The 19,231-nt window shown below is 40.7% G+C and carries 9 protein-coding genes and 2 pseudogenes; 5 read left to right on the top strand and 6 right to left on the bottom strand.

Annotated elements, in window-relative coordinates:
• Nucleotides 1–240: 240 nt before the first annotated feature.
• From UYI_RS33400 to UYI_RS0125120, 4 genes and pseudogenes are all read left to right on the top strand, one after another.
• Nucleotides 241–1,295: pseudogene (locus tag UYI_RS33400) on the top strand (chemotaxis protein CheB).
• A pseudogene (locus UYI_RS33395) lies at nt 1,285–1,853 on the top strand (chemotaxis protein CheB). The pseudogenes UYI_RS33400 and UYI_RS33395 overlap by 11 nt, the downstream one beginning before the upstream one ends.
• Before the next feature lie 358 nt (nt 1,854–2,211).
• Entirely contained in the window at nt 2,212–4,017 is a 1,806-nt protein-coding gene (locus tag UYI_RS33390) for a CheR family methyltransferase (protein WP_016869442.1), read from the top strand.
• A 745-nt stretch (nt 4,018–4,762) separates the two neighbouring features.
• Nucleotides 4,763–6,088, top strand: coding sequence for a PAS domain-containing sensor histidine kinase (locus tag UYI_RS0125120; RefSeq protein ID WP_016869441.1), 1,326 nt, complete (start codon nt 4,763–4,765; stop codon nt 6,086–6,088).
• A gap of 89 nt (nt 6,089–6,177) precedes the next feature.
• On the opposite strand, the gene UYI_RS0125115 is transcribed toward UYI_RS0125120, so the two are convergent.
• The 4 genes from UYI_RS0125115 to UYI_RS0125100 form a co-directional block, all read right to left on the bottom strand.
• The gene (locus tag UYI_RS0125115) at nt 6,178–6,387 is read right to left on the bottom strand and encodes a CopG family transcriptional regulator (protein ID WP_016869440.1); all 210 of its coding nucleotides are present in this window, start codon (nt 6,385–6,387) and stop codon (nt 6,178–6,180) included.
• A 1,167-nt stretch (nt 6,388–7,554) separates the two neighbouring features.
• Nucleotides 7,555–10,230 carry a peptidase domain-containing ABC transporter gene (locus UYI_RS0125110; RefSeq protein ID WP_016869439.1) on the bottom strand — a complete coding sequence of 892 codons (2,676 nt, stop codon included), beginning with the start codon at nt 10,228–10,230 and terminating at the stop codon, nt 7,555–7,557.
• Nucleotides 10,179–10,937: a peptidylprolyl isomerase gene (locus UYI_RS0125105; RefSeq protein WP_016869438.1), complete on the bottom strand. Its 759-nt coding sequence runs from the start codon at nt 10,935–10,937 to the stop codon at nt 10,179–10,181. Before UYI_RS0125105 ends, UYI_RS0125110 begins: the two co-directional genes overlap by 52 nt.
• Before the next feature lie 293 nt (nt 10,938–11,230).
• Nucleotides 11,231–12,025, bottom strand: coding sequence for a TIGR00297 family protein (locus UYI_RS0125100; RefSeq protein ID WP_016869437.1), 795 nt, complete (start codon nt 12,023–12,025; stop codon nt 11,231–11,233).
• Nucleotides 12,026–12,259: 234 nt separating this feature from the next.
• Between UYI_RS0125100 and UYI_RS0125095 the strand changes: the two genes are divergently transcribed.
• A complete protein-coding gene (locus tag UYI_RS0125095; RefSeq protein WP_016869436.1) occupies nt 12,260–14,344 on the top strand; it encodes a S8 family serine peptidase in 2,085 nt (694 codons plus the stop codon).
• 363 nt (nt 14,345–14,707) lie between these two features.
• Here UYI_RS0125095 and UYI_RS0125085 read toward each other — a convergent pair whose 3' ends face one another.
• On the bottom strand, nt 14,708–17,050 hold the full coding sequence (locus tag UYI_RS0125085) for an adenylate/guanylate cyclase domain-containing protein (protein ID WP_308410457.1): 2,343 nt from the start codon (nt 17,048–17,050) through the stop codon (nt 14,708–14,710).
• A gap of 534 nt (nt 17,051–17,584) precedes the next feature.
• A complete protein-coding gene (crtH, locus tag UYI_RS0125080; protein ID WP_016869433.1) occupies nt 17,585–19,129 on the bottom strand; it encodes a carotenoid isomerase in 1,545 nt (514 codons plus the stop codon).
• Nucleotides 19,130–19,231: the final 102 nt, after the last annotated feature.

Below are 19,231 nucleotides of genomic sequence, written 5' to 3'. Positions count from 1 at the left end.
AGTCAACAAATAGGGGTGTAGGAGAAACTTTTAGAACCTATCATATCTGTGAAGGTCGGTCATCAGTCATGGGTAATAGATAATGGGAAAAACCAATTACCAATTACCGATTACCCATTACCCAGACTTGGTATAACTAATAAATCTACTCTAAGCTAGGTTAGTAAATGTCTCCATATTGTTAAGGTAATCTTAGCAGTGTGTAAGTATGTTCATCTGCGCTGCTACTAGGAGGAATCAATGCCTGGACACGATATAATCGTAGTCGGGACGTCAGCAGGCGGAGTTGAAGCACTTAGTTTTTTAGTAAAAAATTTACCTCCAGACATCAAAGCTGCTATTTTCATCGTCCTTCATGTTCCCTCTCACGGCACAAGTGTATTACCCCAGATATTGAACCGGGCTGGAAATTTGCCAGTACATCATCCTCAAGATGGAGAAGCAATTGTTCTAGGTCGAATTTAGGTTGCCCCGCCGAATTACCATCTACTTGTCAAACGAGGATACATTACCCTATCACGGGGCCCGAGAGAGAATAGCCATCGTCCAGCTATCGATCCCCTATTTCGTACCGCTGTGCGAGCTTACGGACGGCGAGTGGTTGGTTTGATATTAACGGGTCACTTGATGATGGGACAGCGGGATTAAAGGCAGTGAAAATGCGAGGTGGGGTAGCGGTTGTTCAAGACCCCCACAACGCAATGTTTGCGGGAATGCCACGTAGTGCCATCGAAAACGTAGACGACATTGATTATGTTCTGCCACTGGCGGGGATTCCATCTGTACTGGTGGAACTAGCTAACACACCTGTGGAAGAAGAAGCAGAAAAATCTATACCCAACGAAATTGAATTTGAGTCTGATATAGCAGAATTAGATATGGAAGCAGTAGACAACGACGGCAGACCTGGTAAACCCTCAGGTTTCTGCTGTCCGGAGTGTGGTGGTACTCTTTGGGAATTGCAAGAGGGAGATTTGTTGCGGTTTCGGTGTCGCACGGGTCATGCTTACTCCACGGAAACTCTTTTGGCAGAACAATCTGACGCTTTGGAGGATGCACTTTGGATTGCCCTGAGGGCATTAAAGGAAAAATCTTCTCTGGCACACCGCATGGCTAAGCGGATGCGCGATCGCAACGCCCTTTTATCAGCCGAAAGATTGGAACAAGAAGCTCAAGATTGTGATGAACGTGCTGCTGTGATTCGAGAAGTCCTACTCAAAAGTAATTCCCATGCACTCACAGAACTGAAAGATACTCCAGACTTACAGGGGCAAGAAGCGATCAATGATGAATAGCTACATAGTAGTAATGGTAGCGTCAGCTGGTGGACTGAAAGCTTTGAGTGAAATTTTATCCAACTTACCCCCAGACTTTCCTGCCCCGATCGCTGTGGTGCAACACCTAGATCCCCACTATCCTAGTATGTTGGCGCTAATCCTCAATAAGCGTACTCCTTTGGTAGTCAAGCAGGCAGAAGCGGGTGAAAAGTTAAAACCAGGCACGGTTTACATTGCTCCTCCTGATCACACCTGTTAGTTAATACCGACGCAACATTGTCTCTGTCTCAAGCGGAAAAAGTCCGTTATGTCCGCCCCGCAGGTGATGTTTTGTTTAAGTCAGCAGCTGCTAGTTTTCAAGAACAGGCGATCGCTGTAGTCTTAACTGGGATAGATAGCGATGGCGCAGCCGGAGTACAGGCAATTAAAAACATGGGTGGTATAGCGATCGCTCAAGATAAAGAAACTTCCGATTTTTTTGCGATGCCTGAAGCTGCTATTAAAACTGGGGCTGTTGATTTTGTTTTGCCTTTGGATGCGATCGCTTCTACTTTAATTCAATTAACAAATAGGTGAATAAAGAAAGGCAGTGGCTCTTCTGCCTTCTGCTTTGTCATAACGACAATTTTCAACACCGACCTATTTAATTCTCCCAAATCCTAACTGTAGGATAGCATTCCTAAATCATTTGGGAATAACCAGATCCCCGACTTCTTAAAGAAGTCGGGGATCTGGCTCTCATACACATGAAATTCTCGTAAGTTATACCAAATTCTCTATCTAATCTCGCAACAGATTAATCTCCGCGCCTGCTGCCTCATCACCCGTAAATTTCATTTTTTAAGTATCATTACAAAATTAATTACACATTGTTTATATTTTTCCCTGTTCCCTACCCTGAACCAATAACTTTAATTTTGCCCAATCACTTACTATGAGTACCACAGATACTAACCCTGAACTAGAAAGCCTTTTAGAATACATCAAACGCAACCGTGGTTTTGATTTCAAAGGTTACAAGCGCACTAGCTTAACCCGCCGCATCAAAAGACGTATGCAAACAATTGGTCTTGAAAATTACAACGAATATCTTGATTATTTAGAAGTACATCCCGACGAGTTTGTTGAGTTATTTAACACAATTTTAATTAATGTCACGGGTTTCTTTCGAGATCCAGAGTCATGGGAGTATGTAGCAAGTGACATCATTCCTCAAATAATTACTAACAAGCACCTCAGCCAACCGATTCGAGTATGGAGTGCGGGATGTGCTTCCGGGGAAGAAACTTACACCTTAGCTATGTTGCTGGCTGAAGCACTGGGTATGGAACAGTACACAGCGCGAGTGAAAGTGTTTGCCACTGATGTGGATGTGGAGGCGCTGGAATATGCCCGTCATGCCAATTACAGCCCCAAGGAAATCCAACCCATTCCCCCGGAACTGGTAGAAAAGTATTTTGAGCGAGTGGGTGGTCGCTATGTCGTGCAAAAAGAATTGCGTCGCGGTGTCATTTTTGGTCGTCACGATTTAGTGCAGGATGCACCAATCTCCAGAATTGACCTGCTGGTGTGTCGCAACACTCTGATGTATTTCAATTCTGAAACCCAAGCGAAAATTCTAGATCGTTTTCACTTTGCTCTACACGATCACGGGTTTCTATTTTTAGGTAAAGCAGAAATGCTGTTTACCCGCAATCACTCCTTTACACCTCTAGATTTGCGACGGCGGATATTCACAAAAGTACCAAACGGCAATCGTCGTGATTTGTTGTTGAATATAACTCATTTGAATACTCAGCAATCCACACCGGAAATGGTTAACCCAATGACTCGCATTCATCAAGCCGCCTTCGAGATCGATCCGATCGCTCAGGTGATAGTGGATGTTCACAATTCATTGGTACTAGCCAACGAACAAGCCCGTAGTTTATTTAATCTCAATCCCAGGGATATGGGTCGTCCCTTACAAGATTTAGAAATTTCCTACCGACCAGTGGAATTGCGATCGCGGATTGACCAAGCTAGCACCAACCGCCGTTCTGTGATTTTAAAAGATATTGAATGGTCAATTACAGAACAAGAAAGCAGATTTTTCGATGTCCACGTCATACCACTAATAGACAACAACGGTGATGAATTCTTAGGCGTAAAAATCATTTTCACCGACGTTACTCGCTTTAAACATTTACAAAACGAACTAGTACACGCGAACCAAGAACTAGAAACAGCTTACGAAGAACTCCAATCTACTAACGAAGAACTAGAGACAACCAACGAAGAACTCCAATCCACCGTTGAAGAACTAGAGACGACAAACGAAGAACTCCAATCTACCAACGAAGAGTTGGAGACGATGAACGAGGAACTGCAATCTACTAACGAAGAACTCCACGCCCTTAATGAGGAACTGCGTCAACGTAGTGATGAACTCGTCCAAGTCAACACCTTTTTGGAATCGATTTTGTCTGGTTTGCATAGCGGTGTGGCTGTTCTCAACCAAGACCTGCATATCCAAATTTGGAACTATCGGGCTGAAGACCTCTGGGGCGTCCGTGCTGATGAAGTCAAAAGCAGGCACTTCCTAAATCTAGATATTGGTTTGCCAGTTGAACAACTCCGTCAGCCAATCCGCGCCTGTTTACTAGGAGAGTTGCCATATCCAGAAGTGACGTTACAAGCCACAAATCGTCGTGGTCGGGCAATTTTATGCAAAGTTTGCTGTACACCTCTACGTGGGTAGACCAGACGCGATATTCAAGGAGTAATCTTATTAATGGAGGAAATTGACACAAGCGAATAATTGATATTGTATTCTACTCTTCCTAAACTCATACTTTAGAAGCTGTATGTTATCACTCGCTGAGGAGATATAAAAACACTATATATTTGTCATTCTTAATAAATTGAAAGGTGTACATTCTGCTTATAGATGACCCTGCTTCTTAAAATGGCATTTAGTTTCCAACAAAAGTTTAGGATAAATGCTTAAACTTGTGGAAAATCAAATGTTGCAGGATTTATAACGCTCGGAGGGTGTCAGTTTCCTAAACCCTGTTTAGTATGTTAAATAAAGTGACAAAAATTAGAGCTGACGGCTCTAAATTAAAATACTTCAATGTTTAACTTAAAACAGGCTGAATCTTGTTACATAGTTAACAAAAACCCAATAGTGTTTTTGATCATAGGGCGAATTCTGTGAAATAATGTCTTTGACAGGAGCTATGATTTTACTAGTACAAGATAGGCAATTAAAAAATTTTTCATCAAATATTTTTAACAAAACATTTTAAAATTCAATCTCATTAATATGCCAAAAATACTTCCCTATTTCTCCCCGGACTCTATTAATCACTCAGTTTCACTACATAAATTTAATATCCCCGAGTCTTCCTAACTAATTTGTTAGTGTTGATTACTCTGAGAATTTTATATAATTTGATAAAAAAAATTGATTAAAAAAAGCGAGAATCACTAGGAGTTTCAGTGTGAACGCCTACGAATTAACCCAACAAATAAAGGCTGTGCGTCAAAGAGCTGATGCGCTACAATATCATGCCAAAATATCGCCTCTACCGCCATCAGAAATACTGCGCGATTGCCTTGAAGAACTTAATACAGCATTAGAAGAATTAAGAGTGGCAGAAGAAGAAGTACGCCAACAAAACGAGGAGTTAATAAATATTCGGATTGCCTTGGAAATGGAACGCCAACGCTATAAAGAATTATTTGATTTTGCCCCAGATGCCTATTTGGTGACTAACATCGAAGGCAAAATATTAGAAGCAAATCGCGCTGCTATCGGCTTATTTAAAATATCACAAAAATATCTCCAAGGCAAATTACTTATCAACTTCATTCCGGAAAATCAGCGTCGTACCTTTCGTTCCCAGCTAATGCGTTTGCACCAGATCAAACAAATCCAAGATTGGGAAATTCAAATGCAAACCCGGGAGGGAGGTGAATTTGATGCTGCCATCAGTGTAACTACAGTATGGGATCGCGAAGGTAATCCCAAGGGCTGGCATTGGTTAGTACGGGATATCACCGCCCGCAAAAAAGCAGAAGAACAGTTACGGGCGATGAGGCTGGAGAATTTGCAACTCCAAGAAGCGACAAGGCTGAAATCACAATTTTTGGCGGTTATGTCTCATGAACTGCGTACCCCCATGAATGCGATCTTGGGCTTTTCCCAACTATTGCTACGCCACCCATACAACCAGTTTCCCCCGCAGGCAAGAAACATGGTAGAACGCATTTTATCTAGTGCTAGACGCCTGTTAATGCTGATCGAGGATATACTAGATTTTTCCAAACTGGAGGCTGGGCGGTTGGAGTTGAATTTGACAGAATTCAATTTAGCTGAATTGGTAACAACAACTGTAGAAGAACTGCACTGTTTAGCCCAACAGAAACATTTAGCTTTAGATGTTTATATTAACCTGCAAAATCCTCATGTTATTAATGATAGCGATCGCGTCCGCCAAATTTTAGTTAATCTACTTTCTAATGCGATTAAATTTACCGATACAGGTAAAGTAAATGTGGAAGTATTAGAAATTCAAGAACGAGTGATGTTGATCGTGAAAGATACAGGCATAGGCATTGGCGAAGCCGATTTAAAAAATATCTTCCAAGAATTTCGCCAAGTCAACCAATGTCTGACACGCAAACAAGGTGGTACTGGTTTAGGACTCGCAATTGTTGACCAATTAGTTCGCTTGATGCAAGGCAGTATCACTGTAGAAAGTAAACTCGGTGAAGGTTCAATTTTTCGTGTTGAGTTACCAAGAGTAGTTAAGAGTCCTGATTAATAATTGATAATTAGTAAATCATAATTCATAATTAATGTTTTTAATTATGAATTATGATTGGTCAATGAGGAATTAACAGGAATTATCAATTATCTTCTTAACTGTCCTATTGTAGTGGAGTAATTCTGCTCAATTGGGTTTAAGTCAGTTTGCATTTGTATAGGTAGTCCTCGAATAAGTTCCCGAATCACGTCTGTTGCTGGTCTTCCTGTTTGTTGGCAATATCTTTCAAGCTTTTCGGCTTCACCTGATGCTAGGTTTAAGGTAATTCGCTTTGTTGCCCATTTTTTGTTCATCATTACTGAATATTTACCTAAAATGTTTTTGGTGTGTTCACAAATAAGTAGATGAACATAAATAAACGAAAGTTTCTAGTAACTAGTCAATGCTTAAGCCTATGGGAATTTCCATAAGAGTAGCAATTACTACAATCTAGGAATATCTTTGACGCTTAATTATGTCCATGTACTTAATACATGAAGAAACGGAAGACCAGCCTCTTTTAGGGGCTACCCTAATAAAGAAGTCATTACCCCAACAATAAATTCTGGAGTCTCTCATTCACTAGTTGCACCCCATAAAGGCAGGCTGGTTTTTCTCATCGGAACCAATAAAGGCTTTTAGCTTGTGATGTTAATGCCGTTCTCTTTAAGAAATTACTGTTTTGCAGGCTTTCTTTCCATACGTCTAAGGTATAAAACTCCTGTTAATTTTTTAAGTAATTACCGATACAAATTGCATGAATATAAGTAGCAAAAACTATCGATAAATACAGATTAGACGAGATTAGCAAAAAAATCCATTGATATTTTACGCTTAATGTAAATTAAAGTCATGTTTTAGAAATCGGCAAGTGCTAATAACAATCTGAAAAAAGAATATGACAAATAGACCATCTGTAGAGACGCGATTTATCGCGTCTTGAATCAAGGATGTGTTGCAATCATTGATTAAATCGGTATAAAGTAGCCAAACTGTTAGCTACTTCCTAAAATAACAGGTGCTGTCTAGGGAAAAAACGTAGACACGCCTATTTTTTCAAGAAACACGGGTGGCGAACCATCTGTTATACCGTTTCTCTGGGAAGATGCATTTAATATTTATAAACTAACCGCCAAGTAGCCAAGAACGCCAAGGAAGACAGAGTTATTCATTAAACCTTTTGCAAAAGTCTATATTTTTAAAAAACGAACACAGATGAACACAGATAAACACCGATAATAAAATCTATGCTCACCTGTGTACCCTACCTTAAGTCGCCTTTGAGGGGTCTACATCTGTGTACCTTACGGAAGCCGCTACGCGTCTACGTCATTCAGAATTATCCTGACTTTTGCAAGATATCTATTAAGTGCAAGTTTATAGAGAATTGGTATTACGAATGAAATAAACAAGTCAAATCCTCTTTCCTTCTGCCTCCTGCCTTCTGTCTTTTGCCCTCTGCCTTGTTTCTCAGAGACGAGAAGTTAAATATTAAACTGCTGTCGTTGATACAGCGACCAATACAAACCCTTTTGCTGTAACAAGTCTGTATGTGTACCGCGTTCGACGAGAACTCCTTTTTCTAACACCAAAATTAGATCAGCACGTTTTAAAGGTGCAAAGCGGTGAGCAATTAAAAATACAGTCCGTCCTTGAGAAATTGTTTGCAGGTTTTGCAGTACTTGCTGTTCGGTTTCACTATCCAGGGCGCTGGTAGCTTCATCTAAGATCAAAATCGGTGCTTGGGAGAGGAACAACCGCGCTAAGGCTATACGCTGTCGTTGTCCACCAGATAAAGCTGTACCCCTTTCGCCGACGTTGGTTTCGTAACCGTGGGGCAATTCACTAATAAAGTCGTGGGCAACAGCAAGTCTAGCAGCTTCTACTACTTGTTCGGCGCTGATCTCGGGATTCCCAAGGGTAATATTCTCCAAAATCGAACCGTTGAATAAAAAGTCTTCTTGGAGGACAACACTGATCTGTTGACGCAGTGAAGTTAAATCAGCACTTTTAATATCAAAACCATCAATGAGGATGCGTCCTGATTCAATTTGATAGAGGCGTTGCAGAAGCTTAGAAAGGGTACTCTTACCAGAACCACTACGTCCGACAATACCGACAAATTGCCCTGGCTGGACGTTAAAGGAAATGCCTCGCAATACGGGTTCTGTATTTTGGCGGTAGCGGAAGAAGACTTGATCAAAAACAACTTGCCCTTTAAGGGGTGGCAAAACTAAACCTGTGCCTGGTTCTGCTTCTGGGGCGACGTTGAGAATATCACCAATCCTGTCTACGGAAAGTAAGACTTGTTGCAAATTTTGCCATAGTTGCACTAATCGCAGTAATGGCCCAGTAACTCTACCAGAAAGCATTTGAAAAGCAACAAGTTGACCAACAGTCAGTTTGTTGTCAATGACTAACTTAGCACCAAACCAGAGAATGAGTAGGCTAGAGAAATTTGTCAGGAAATCACCGATATTGCTGCTGATATTAGAGGTGGTAGAAGCTTTGAAGCCTGTGCGGATGAAACGGGCAAATAAACCTTCCCAGCGATCGCGTGCGACTGCTTCGGCGGCGTGGGCTTTCACTGAATGAATTCCTGTTACTGTCTCTACCAAAAACGACTGGCTATCAGCACTGCGATTAAAGGTTTCATTTAGCCAGTTACGGAGAATTGGTGTAGCTACAAGTGTGAGGATGGCAAATAAAGGTAGCACAGCCAACGCCGTGAAGGTAAGCGGAATGCTGTAGTAAAACATCAACACCAGGTACACGACAGCAAAGACACTGTCTAACACCACAGTCAACGCTGTACCTGTGAGGAATTGGCGAATTTGTTCCAGTTCTTGCACCCGTGCTACTGTGTCTCCTACCCGGCGTGATTCAAAGTAAGCCAAAGGTAAGCGCATCAAGTGGCGAAATAGCTGGGCGGACAAACTTAAATCCAAGCGCCGGGCGGTATGAGTAAAGACAAATAGCCGCAAAATACCAAGTACTGCCTCAAAAAGTGCTACTAACAATAAGGCGATCGCCATGACATCAAGAGTCGCCAAACTCTCTTGCACCATGACTTTATCGATCACGACTTGGGTAATGAGTGGCGTTGCTAACCCTAACATCTGTAATGTCAACGACGCCAGCAACACTTCCCCTAACAGTCCTCGGTACTGCCATACTGCTGGTAGAAACCAACTGAGGTTGAATTTTTCCTGCTTTTGGATTAACTCAACTTGCCACAGTTGCCCATTCCAATGTTCTTCCACCAGCGACTGCGGCAAAACTTCACAAGTGCGATCGCCATTCAGGGGATTAGCAATGAGTAAGCGGTCGCCCCTGACAGCATACACTACAACCCAGTTGCCATCTGCTTCTGGGGATGCACCCCACTGTAACAAAGCCGGAAATGACAACTGCTGCAAATCAAACCAACTCACCTGTAACCGCCGTAGCACAAAGCCTAATTTTTCTGCTGCTTCTACAACATGTTTCGGCTGCTGTCCTCTGACTTGGCGTTGTACCCATTCCAACTTCACGGGTTGATCTAATTGTTGCGCCACCATTGTCAAGCAAGCAGCAGCAGTGTTGCGGCTAGCAACAAACGGGTAAGTGGGGTGGGTGGGACTGTCTTTGGTGGGGTGGTGGGGTGGTGGGGTGGTGGGGAGAGAACTTTCCCTCGTCTCCCCATCTCCCAATCTCCCCATCCCCCCATCATCTTGAGGTCTTCCTCGCCAAAACTCCTCAATCTGTGGTGTGGAAATTTCTGCCCATACTGTCACAGGCCAACGTACCACTACTACATCTTTACTAGCAGCTACAGCTTTGCATTCGAGGGGTAGTTCCTGCAAGCTACCAAACCAATCGCCCGTAGCTAAAGTTGCCAGGGGTTTACCAACTCCTTCTTCGCGCAGACGGACTTTACCAGTCACAATTAAAAACTGATAACCCACTCCATCTTTTGGCCAGATTTTTTCTCCTAAACCGAAGCGTAGAGTTTCTGCCTGTTTTTTCAAGAGGGTTTGCTGTTGTGGAGTTAACCAACATAGTGGTGCTTTTGTCCAAGGTAGAGAGGCTAGCACCCTTGTATGTGAAGACTCATCATCTATCAGCTTTAGTTCACTTGCAGTTTTACCGTTAGCTTCTGAATTTTCTCTGCTAGCCATTTCTCAAATAACTCATTCTGTAGTGCTTGCTTTAGTTGAGTATCTTCCAATGAAGCTGGCAAAATTTGTTCTACACGAAACAAACCATAACGTTCTTCCAGCTCGATTGGCCCTACTATTTCCATTGGTCTTGCCACATCAATTGCTGCCCTGAGTGTATCAGGCAATGTTCCTCGGCTGACGGGGCCCATCATGCCGTTGACGATTCGATCCTCTGTGAGTGAGTATTCTCTAGCTAATGCCTCAAAGCTAGCTCCTTCCTCTATTTGGGCTTGTAATTCCTCGGCTAGTTCTCGATTATCTACAATAATTCGCGAAATCACCACCCGATCCAGGAAGATCTTCCTTTCGATGAAATATTCTGGCAACTTTGGTTCTGTTACTACTGCTTTGAGTTTTTCTAACTTGAAGCTTAGAGCCACACTAGCGTGAAAAGAATCATAGTCTTTGCCATTATTTTGTAGCCATTCTTGAAAACTTTTTGGCTCTGTGAGTTGATTTTTCAGTCGAAAATCAATAATTGCCTGTTCAGTAAGAGCCGGACTAATAGCTATATCTTCGCGAGTTTGTAATTCTTTTTCTATTACATATTGACGCAAAATATCCCCGATAAACTGTCCTAACTTTCCAGAATTTTGCAAATATTTTACAACTTGTCCAATCGAAATCGGTTGCTCATCAATATTTAAAAACGATGAAGATTCCATAGGGTAAATACGTAAACTTCTAAAAATATTTATACATTTATTCCTCAGAGGAAATTCGTAATTGAATTGGCAGGATCATGCCAAGTTTATATAGCCATAGTAAGACTTACAAGACAGAGTGGCAACTCCATCTTGTAAATATATCGTAAAAATATCTACCTAGTATCGGAAAATGATTATGAGAGTATGGCAGAAACAACTAGTGTCGCTCGGGAAAAATAACTACGCATTCAAAATGAGCTGACAATCTCACGTTATTAGAATTACAATCTCCTGACTCTTGCCTGTTGAGATTAAGCAACTGTAATTGCCCAAAACCAAGCTAAAAAAATCGCTGCGATCGCACCGATTAATGTATTTAAAATATTCACTAATTCGTTCGTTAACCAAGTGTACTTTGATTGCAATGTTGCTCCAATGACACTTTCTAAATTTGTGGCAATCAATGCTGCGACTACGCACCAAAGTACACCCAAAAGTTCAACTAAACCAACAGCCCAACCCACAAAAGCAATCACCACTGAAGCCACTACCCCAGCTAAGGTTCCTTCTAAACTTACTGCTCCCTCAGTTCCACGGGGAACTGGTTGTAGGGTGGTAATCAAGAAAGTACTTTTGCCATAGGCTTTCCCTACTTCACTAGCACAAGTATCAGACAACTTGGTACTAAAACTGGCTACATAACCCAGGAGTAGTAGGGATCGGAGATCAGCAATCAGAGATTGGGTAATGGGAAGGGTTCCCAAGTCTAGCATTCCTACTCCTAAAGCGCACAGTGTCCCAATTAAAGCTGAACCCCAAACATTTTCTGGCCCTCTGGCACCAGAACGCTTTTCGGCAATACCTTCAGCTTCTTTTTGGGCCATGCCTATGCGTGTGACAAAGGAACCAACCAGAAAATAGAACATTACAACTATATATCCTTGCCAACCTAATGTCCCCCAAATCAAGACACCTAGTAACCAAGCGTGGAAGTAACCAACGCTTGTGAGTAGCTTTTTGGGAGCGATCCAAGCCACAACTAACAAGATAGAATTTAACGCCACTCCCACTAGCCAGGGATTTACAGAGTTAATTAAAGCCAGCATTGTTTATGTGTTTAAGATTTTGTTCAAGCCACCAACAGGATATCCAAATTTTGGCTGTACTCCCAAACCCCATAGTCTGGTGTCCTAGTAAAATTACGCAGGTTAATTGTGAAGCTATGGTAAAATTTTGATGCTGATTGATTAAAGACATGTATAATCAGGTTATTTTCTCACGAAAGAAACAGATGATGTAAGTAATTAAAGTTATCTGTAGTTTGAGATACCAGGTGAAAAATGTCATCGGATCTTGCTGGCAATTCCTTAAATAAGGCTAGAAGTTTTACATTTACAAATAATTCGGAGATTTTTACTGATAAAGTTTCTCTTAAAGATCCAATCGATTATTACCAATTCACACTTGAAGGTAAGAGTAGTTTTCAGCTTGACTTGACTCGCTTGAGTGCCAATGCCAATGTCGAGTTGATTCGGGATGTGAATGGCAATGGTGTAGCAGACAAGGGAGAAGTCATTGCTGCTTCTAAGCGTACTGGTAAAAAAGCCGAATCAATCACCCAGATTTTAGAAGCCGGTACTTACCAGATTCGAGTTTATTCTCAGGGTAAAGCTAAAACTAAATATGACTTGAGTGTTTCGGCTACACCGATTGACAATGCAGGTAACACTATTGATACAGCTTGGGATATAGGTGAAATCTCAGCGAATACAGAACCTATTAGCTATACAGATTGGGTAGGTAAATCCGACAGCTACGATTACTACAAGTTCAACATCAACACTGACGGCGATGTCACTCTGTCACTCCAAGATTTGGGTGCGGATGCAGATATGCGATTGTTGAATTGGCAGGGTGAGATTCTGGCGGGTTCTGCCAATATTACTAATACTGATGAATTTATTACTAGTACTTTAACAGCCGGAACCTATTACGTACAGATTTATCCATACAACGGCAATCAAACTTTTTACAATCTACGTTTATCATTAACACCGCCAGATTCTACGCCAGTAATTCAAAGTTCAGATCAACTAGAGTCTACCAATAGCACATCTATCACACCTGCAACTGCTGTCAGTAACCAAGCTACACTCAGAGCAGATACGTTTGTATATACACCGACTTCTACACAAACTGTATTTTCTGGCAAAGGCAATATCGACTTTGGTAGCGGAGGGCGAGATATACTGGATCTCTCTGCTTTTGTATCTACACAAGTCCAAGCGTTTAACTACGCTAACACTGCAAATGGTGGTGTAGTTTACGATCCTGGTGATTCAGTCGCCCGTGTGTTTGATGCGATCGCTTTCTCTGATGGTAAGCAAATTTTATTTGAAGGTATCGACACAATCAAGTTTGCAGATACTGTAATTGACTTGTCGGTAATACCCAATGATCCGCTATTTAGCAAACAATGGAACTTGCACATGATGGATGTGCACAAAGCATGGCGGTTCACAACAGGTTCAGATCAGATACTACTGGGAATTGAAGATACAGGATTAGCAACTGACATTAACGGCTACCTTCACCCAGATTTACGATTTACCAACAGTATTAGTTCTAACTATTTTGATGAATATTCATCTGATTCTCACGGAACTTTAGTCCAAGGAGCGATCGCCGCTGCTAGCAATAATAATATTGGTATCGCTGGCATCAACTGGAATTCTGCACTGATGCATGTCGATGTTGTTGGTGGTAACTCTGGAGATTATAGTTTAGCTGATGCCACACAGATATTAATAAATTGGGCAGATAGTCAAAATAAGCGTTTAGTTATTAACCTCAGCCTCGCTGGTGGATACTCTACAGCATTTGAACAGCTAATTGCGAACAACCAAGACGATGTTTTGTTTGTCATCGCTGCTGGTAATGGTAATCAGAGTACTATTTCAAGTCCTGCTGATTTAGCTAAAAAGTACCAAAACGTCATCTCAGTTGGGGCTTGTTGGGGAACTCAAGACTACTACGGCAATGCGAAAACACCAGGAACAAGAGTTGATTATCCGAGTGCAGGTATAAAGTGGTATGGTTCTAATTATGGGGAAGGTTTGACTCTCATGGCCCCAGCAGAATTTACCTCTACCAGTGCTAATCGCAACACCTCCGAATCTTTCTACAGTAAATTTGACTACATAAACTATTTCAGCGGCACTTCCGCAGCAACAGCAAATGTTACAGGAATTGCATCATTAGTCTGGAGTGTTAATCAAGGGTTAACAGCCACACAGATACGCTCGATTCTTTCGGATACTGCTTGCGATCTTGGTGATCCTGGTTATGATACAGTCTACGGCTACGGTGTTGTCAACAGCGATGCTGCTGTACGGCGGGCGCTGGCTATTGCTAGGGAAGTATGAATTACGTAATACCGTTTCACTATAAGTCTGATACATTTGGCGACCAGGAAGAAAAGGAGGACAAGGAAGACAAGGGGGAAGATTTGTATCAATAATTTTGTGAAATGGTATAAGACTGTGAATTGAAGAAGCAATATTAAGATTTTTTGGTAATTGTCCAGAGTAAGATTTTAATTAACGAACACAGATGAACACTCATGGAACACCGATAATCTATCTGTGTGTATCTGTGTTTATCTGTGTTCGATTATAAAAATATAATTGTTGCTATAGTTTTAACTCAGATTATACGTGAATTATGAAGTATAAAGGGTGAAGTGTTAATATTGATACTTCTGCCATCTACCCTCTGCCTTCTACTTCTCACTTCCGCCCCATTAACAAATAAGTCATCATTTTTCCTTTACCCTTAATTAAAATTTCGCCTCGCTTTTCTAAATAAAATTCATTACGTAAAAGCTTATAAGTAACTTCTGTTACTTGAATTTTGCCTGCTAAACCCTGCGATTCCATACGACTGGCAATGTTAACCGTGTCTCCCCATAGATCATAAGTAAACTTTTTGATACCAATTACCCCAGCTACTACTGCCCCAGTGTGAATACCGATACGAATGCTGAATTTTTGCTGGTTCTCGGTGTTGAATTTAGCGATCGCATCTAGCATATCCAGCGCCATGTGGGCGATCGCTTGGGGATGATTGGGATGGGGTGTAGGTAAACCACCAACCACCATATAAGCATCACCGATAGTCTTAATTTTTTCTAAACGGTATTTTTCACTCAGATAGTCAAAAACTGAAAAAATTTGATTGAGTAAGTTTACTAATTGAGTTGCATTCAACTTAGAAGCAATTTCAGTAAAGCCAACAATATCCGCAAATAGAACAGTCACATCTGCAAAGTCTTCTGCGATCGTACTCGGTTGCTGTTTGAGACGATTGGTAATTTCTTGGGGAAAAATATTCAACAACAAGCGTTCAGTTTGTTCTTGTTGATGACGCAATGCTTCTTCTGCGGCGACTCGGCGAGTGATGTTGCGAAAAATGCCACGGTTCGCAACTGGTTTTCCCCCAGCAAACTTGCAGTTAACTTTACCTTCGACAAATATTTTTTCTCCGTTTTTCGTAATAAATGCAACTTCTACCTGCTCAAACTTTTCTCCTAACATCATCCGATTAAAAATATGCCGATACTTAGCTCTAAAATCAGGATGAATAATATCAAAAATATTCATCTGGGCAATTTCAGCTTCACTGTATCCCAAAGTTTCCCGCCAAGCACGATTGACATACACAAAATTACCCTGAGGAGTAACGCTTTGAATTAAATCGTTAGCATTTTCAAATAAATCTCGATATCTTTCTTCACTTTCTAAAAGGGCTGCTTCTGCTTGCTTACGTTTGATAAACTGAGCAATTTGGCTACCAATTGTAAGCATAATTTGTAGTAAGTCTGCATCTTGCGGTTGGACATCGCGACTAAAGAAAATCATGACTCCATAAATTTCATTTTTGCTGAGGATGGGAAAACCAAATGCAGCATGTAAACCAGCAGCATGAGCAAATTGCGATCGCACACAGTTGTGATCTTCAGCCACATCCTTAAGCCACTCCGGCAAACGCGTTACCCAGATTCGCCCAGGTAAACCAACACCAGGAGTATATATAGTCTGCCAGGTAATTGCTTTAAATTCTCTGACTGTAACTGTTCGTGCAGACCAAATTTCTACACACCTAAGCACAGGTTTTCTACCACTTTTATTTCCTGATGCAGCTATGTATTGATTTGCTGTCCATAGTTCTCCTAGATCCCATCCTAAACTCTCACAAATTGCTTGCAAAATCTGTGGTATGGCTTGCTTAATATTTTTTGATTCTGATAAAATTTTGGTAATGGCATATTGGGCGCAATCGCGTCTGTAGAGATTCTGCTTCGCAGTAATATCTCTGCCAATGTAAACGATATCTTCTAAACCATCGATTTTTTTCTGCATAACAGAACAGGAAAAAGAAATTAATAATTTTTCTCCTGTTTTTGTTCGACAAATTATCTCTATACTCTGTAAAATGTTCTTTAAAAAGTAATTTTGTTGAATTGCCTCTGGAAAAAATTTCTGATTATCATCCATCAATATGGATATTTGTTGCTTAACCAACTCTGCTTCCGAATAACCAAATAATTCTATCGCTACACGATTTACTCTTTTGATCTTCCCCGACTTATTTGTTACTATTAAAGCATCTGCCATTGATGCTAAAACTTTATCCATATAGTTTTTATAAGAAATTAAAATACTGGATAAAAGATTAGCTTCATTGGCTCTTTGTAACAGCTTTTGTTTGAGGAGCATCCTCTCTGTAACATCTTCAATCAGGATAATTAAATACTTCTTATCTTCTTTTTTACTAGTTTCCCTAATGATATATATATTGATATATATTTCATATTTATGTTCTGAGAATCTATTAATTTCTTCTAATTCAAACAGTTCTTGCTCACCTTCTAAAACTGATAATAGTACCTCTTCTAACCCAACTAACTCAGGAAAAGCCAGCCGTACATCTTTTCCTGGTATGGCTTCTTGAGGACGAACAGCAAACCTGTTTACTTGTTCAGATGTATCTGTGATGTAAAAGTTTCCGTCTACTGCCAAACTTTCAAATCTAGTAGAAAGTTTTTGTTTATTTAAAATATGATCTAGCACCTGGTATTCCATTACAGTAAGAAGCAAAAGATGGTAAAACAACCAGGGGAGATAATTTACATTAACTTATACGATGGTATTTTTTGCGCTGAACTTCTGAGAGTAACGCCAATCGAATTCACAATCAACTCCCCAAAATATAGCTGGCAATTGTAGATGCGCCTTTCTACTGAAAGTTACAATTTGGATGATTTTGTCATCTAGAAACCCTGATAGTTAGACATTTTAGATTAAAAAACTTTATCTAACAAAAGTTAATGTATTATTTTTTGCTTTTTAATTGGTATTGTTACTTTTGATAGTACAGATCATTATGTTTGTTATTTTTTCAAAAATTTTGTGAATATACAAGTCTTGGCTAAATATTTGAGGAGGCAATCTATATAAAACAGGATTTTATACTTTTTAAATTGGGTAAAAATAGTTTATGTCAGTATATAAAATTACTTTATTCTCATGGCTTGTCTGGCCACATTAGTCAAACAAGGGAAAGGGTAAGGGATAAAAACAATATAGTCTCATCCTTCATAATTCCTAATTCAACCCCAAATCTACCGCTATCCGATGGGCGCAAGCAAAACCAGAAAAAGCCACTGCATTCAAACCCTGTCCAGGAAATGTACTATCTCCCACACAATAAAGTCCTGGAACTGCTGTTCTATTAAACGGCATTGCTAGCAATCCCCGCAATTTACGTCGCGGTATCGGCCCGTAAGTACCATCCTCACGACCTAAAAAGCGACGATGAGTGCGTGGTGTTCCTACTTCTAGGTAATCTAACCCTGCATCTAACCCCGGAAATATCTTCTCCAAGCGTTCAATAATTCGACTAGCAGCTTTTTCTTTGTTTGCTTCATAATTCTTTACAGATAAACCTTGCCAATCATTTATCCAATGTGGCGTAAAGGCGTGAACGATATGATAACCAGCTGGTGCTAAATTCGGGTCAAGCAACGTCGGAATCGACACAAATATAGTACCTTCAGAATCTGCCATTTTCTCCCAGTCTTCCAACAAAATGTGATGACATTCTGTCTTGGCAGGTAAACAAGACGCCTTAATACCCATATGCAGACTCAAAAAGCTAGGCGATTTCTGATATGATTGCTGCCATTTTTTCTCATTAGATGGAAAATTTTTTTGTGGTAGTAATTTATGAAAAGTATCCCAACGTGTAGCATTAGAAACAATGCGCTTAGCACAATAGATTTGACCATTAGCTAATTTTACACCTACGGCTCGTCCCTTTTCTGTGAGTATTTGCGTGACTGTCGCTTGGTATCTAATGTTACCTCCAGCTTGAATCAGACCTTCTACAAGCTTTTGAGCGATTTGACCCACACCACCTTTAGGATAGTTCACACCACCATAGTGTCTGTCGGAAAACACCATTCCCGCATTGATCATTGGTGTCATGTCCGCTGGTACTACTGACCAGCAATAGCATTCCATATCGATAAATTTCAACAATAGGGGGTCTTTTATATATCGTCGCGCTACATCTCCAGCATTTTGTGGCAAATACCTTAATAATCGCAAACAAGCCAAAGGATGCTGAAAAAACATCCGCATCAAATAGCGTGGCTCTTCTAAAGACAAAAGATCCATGCAATTTAAGCAGTTAAATACTCGCCAACATGCGTCATAAAACCGACGAATACCCTTTGCTTCGTGGGGAAAATAGGCAATGAGATTTTGTAAGAACTTTTCGTAATTCTGCTCAACCTTCAGATCAAGACCATTAGGCAGATGGTAATGAATCTGTACCATATCGGGAATTACTTCTAAGCTGACATTTACAGCATCTAAAGCGCGGGTAAGTAAGTTGGTTGTACCACGTTGTCCAAACCCAAAAATCATCGAAGCGCCAACATCGAAGCGATAACCATGTCTTTCAAAATAGCCAGCGCTGCCACCTGGAATGAGATAGCGTTCTAAAACAAGTACTTTGGCCCCTTTCGCAGCCAATTGAGTTGCTGTCACCAGACCACCAATCCCAGAACCAATGATAATTGCATCATAATAGGGATCGGTGATCAGGGAGCGGGGATTGGGAAATTTTGGTATGGAGTTAGTCATATCAACAAGACTTTATTTAAAATTCTGTATTGTATATAACAATTAAAATTACCATATTCTACGTATTTACTTCCCCGATCCCTTATCCCCGTTGCCCCTAAT

The organism is Fischerella muscicola PCC 7414 (assembly GCF_000317205.1).
Lineage (GTDB): Bacteria > Cyanobacteriota > Cyanobacteriia > Cyanobacteriales > Nostocaceae > Fischerella > Fischerella muscicola.
The sequence above is the reverse complement of the archived record's forward strand: the minus strand, read 5'-3'. Positions and strand labels throughout refer to the sequence as shown.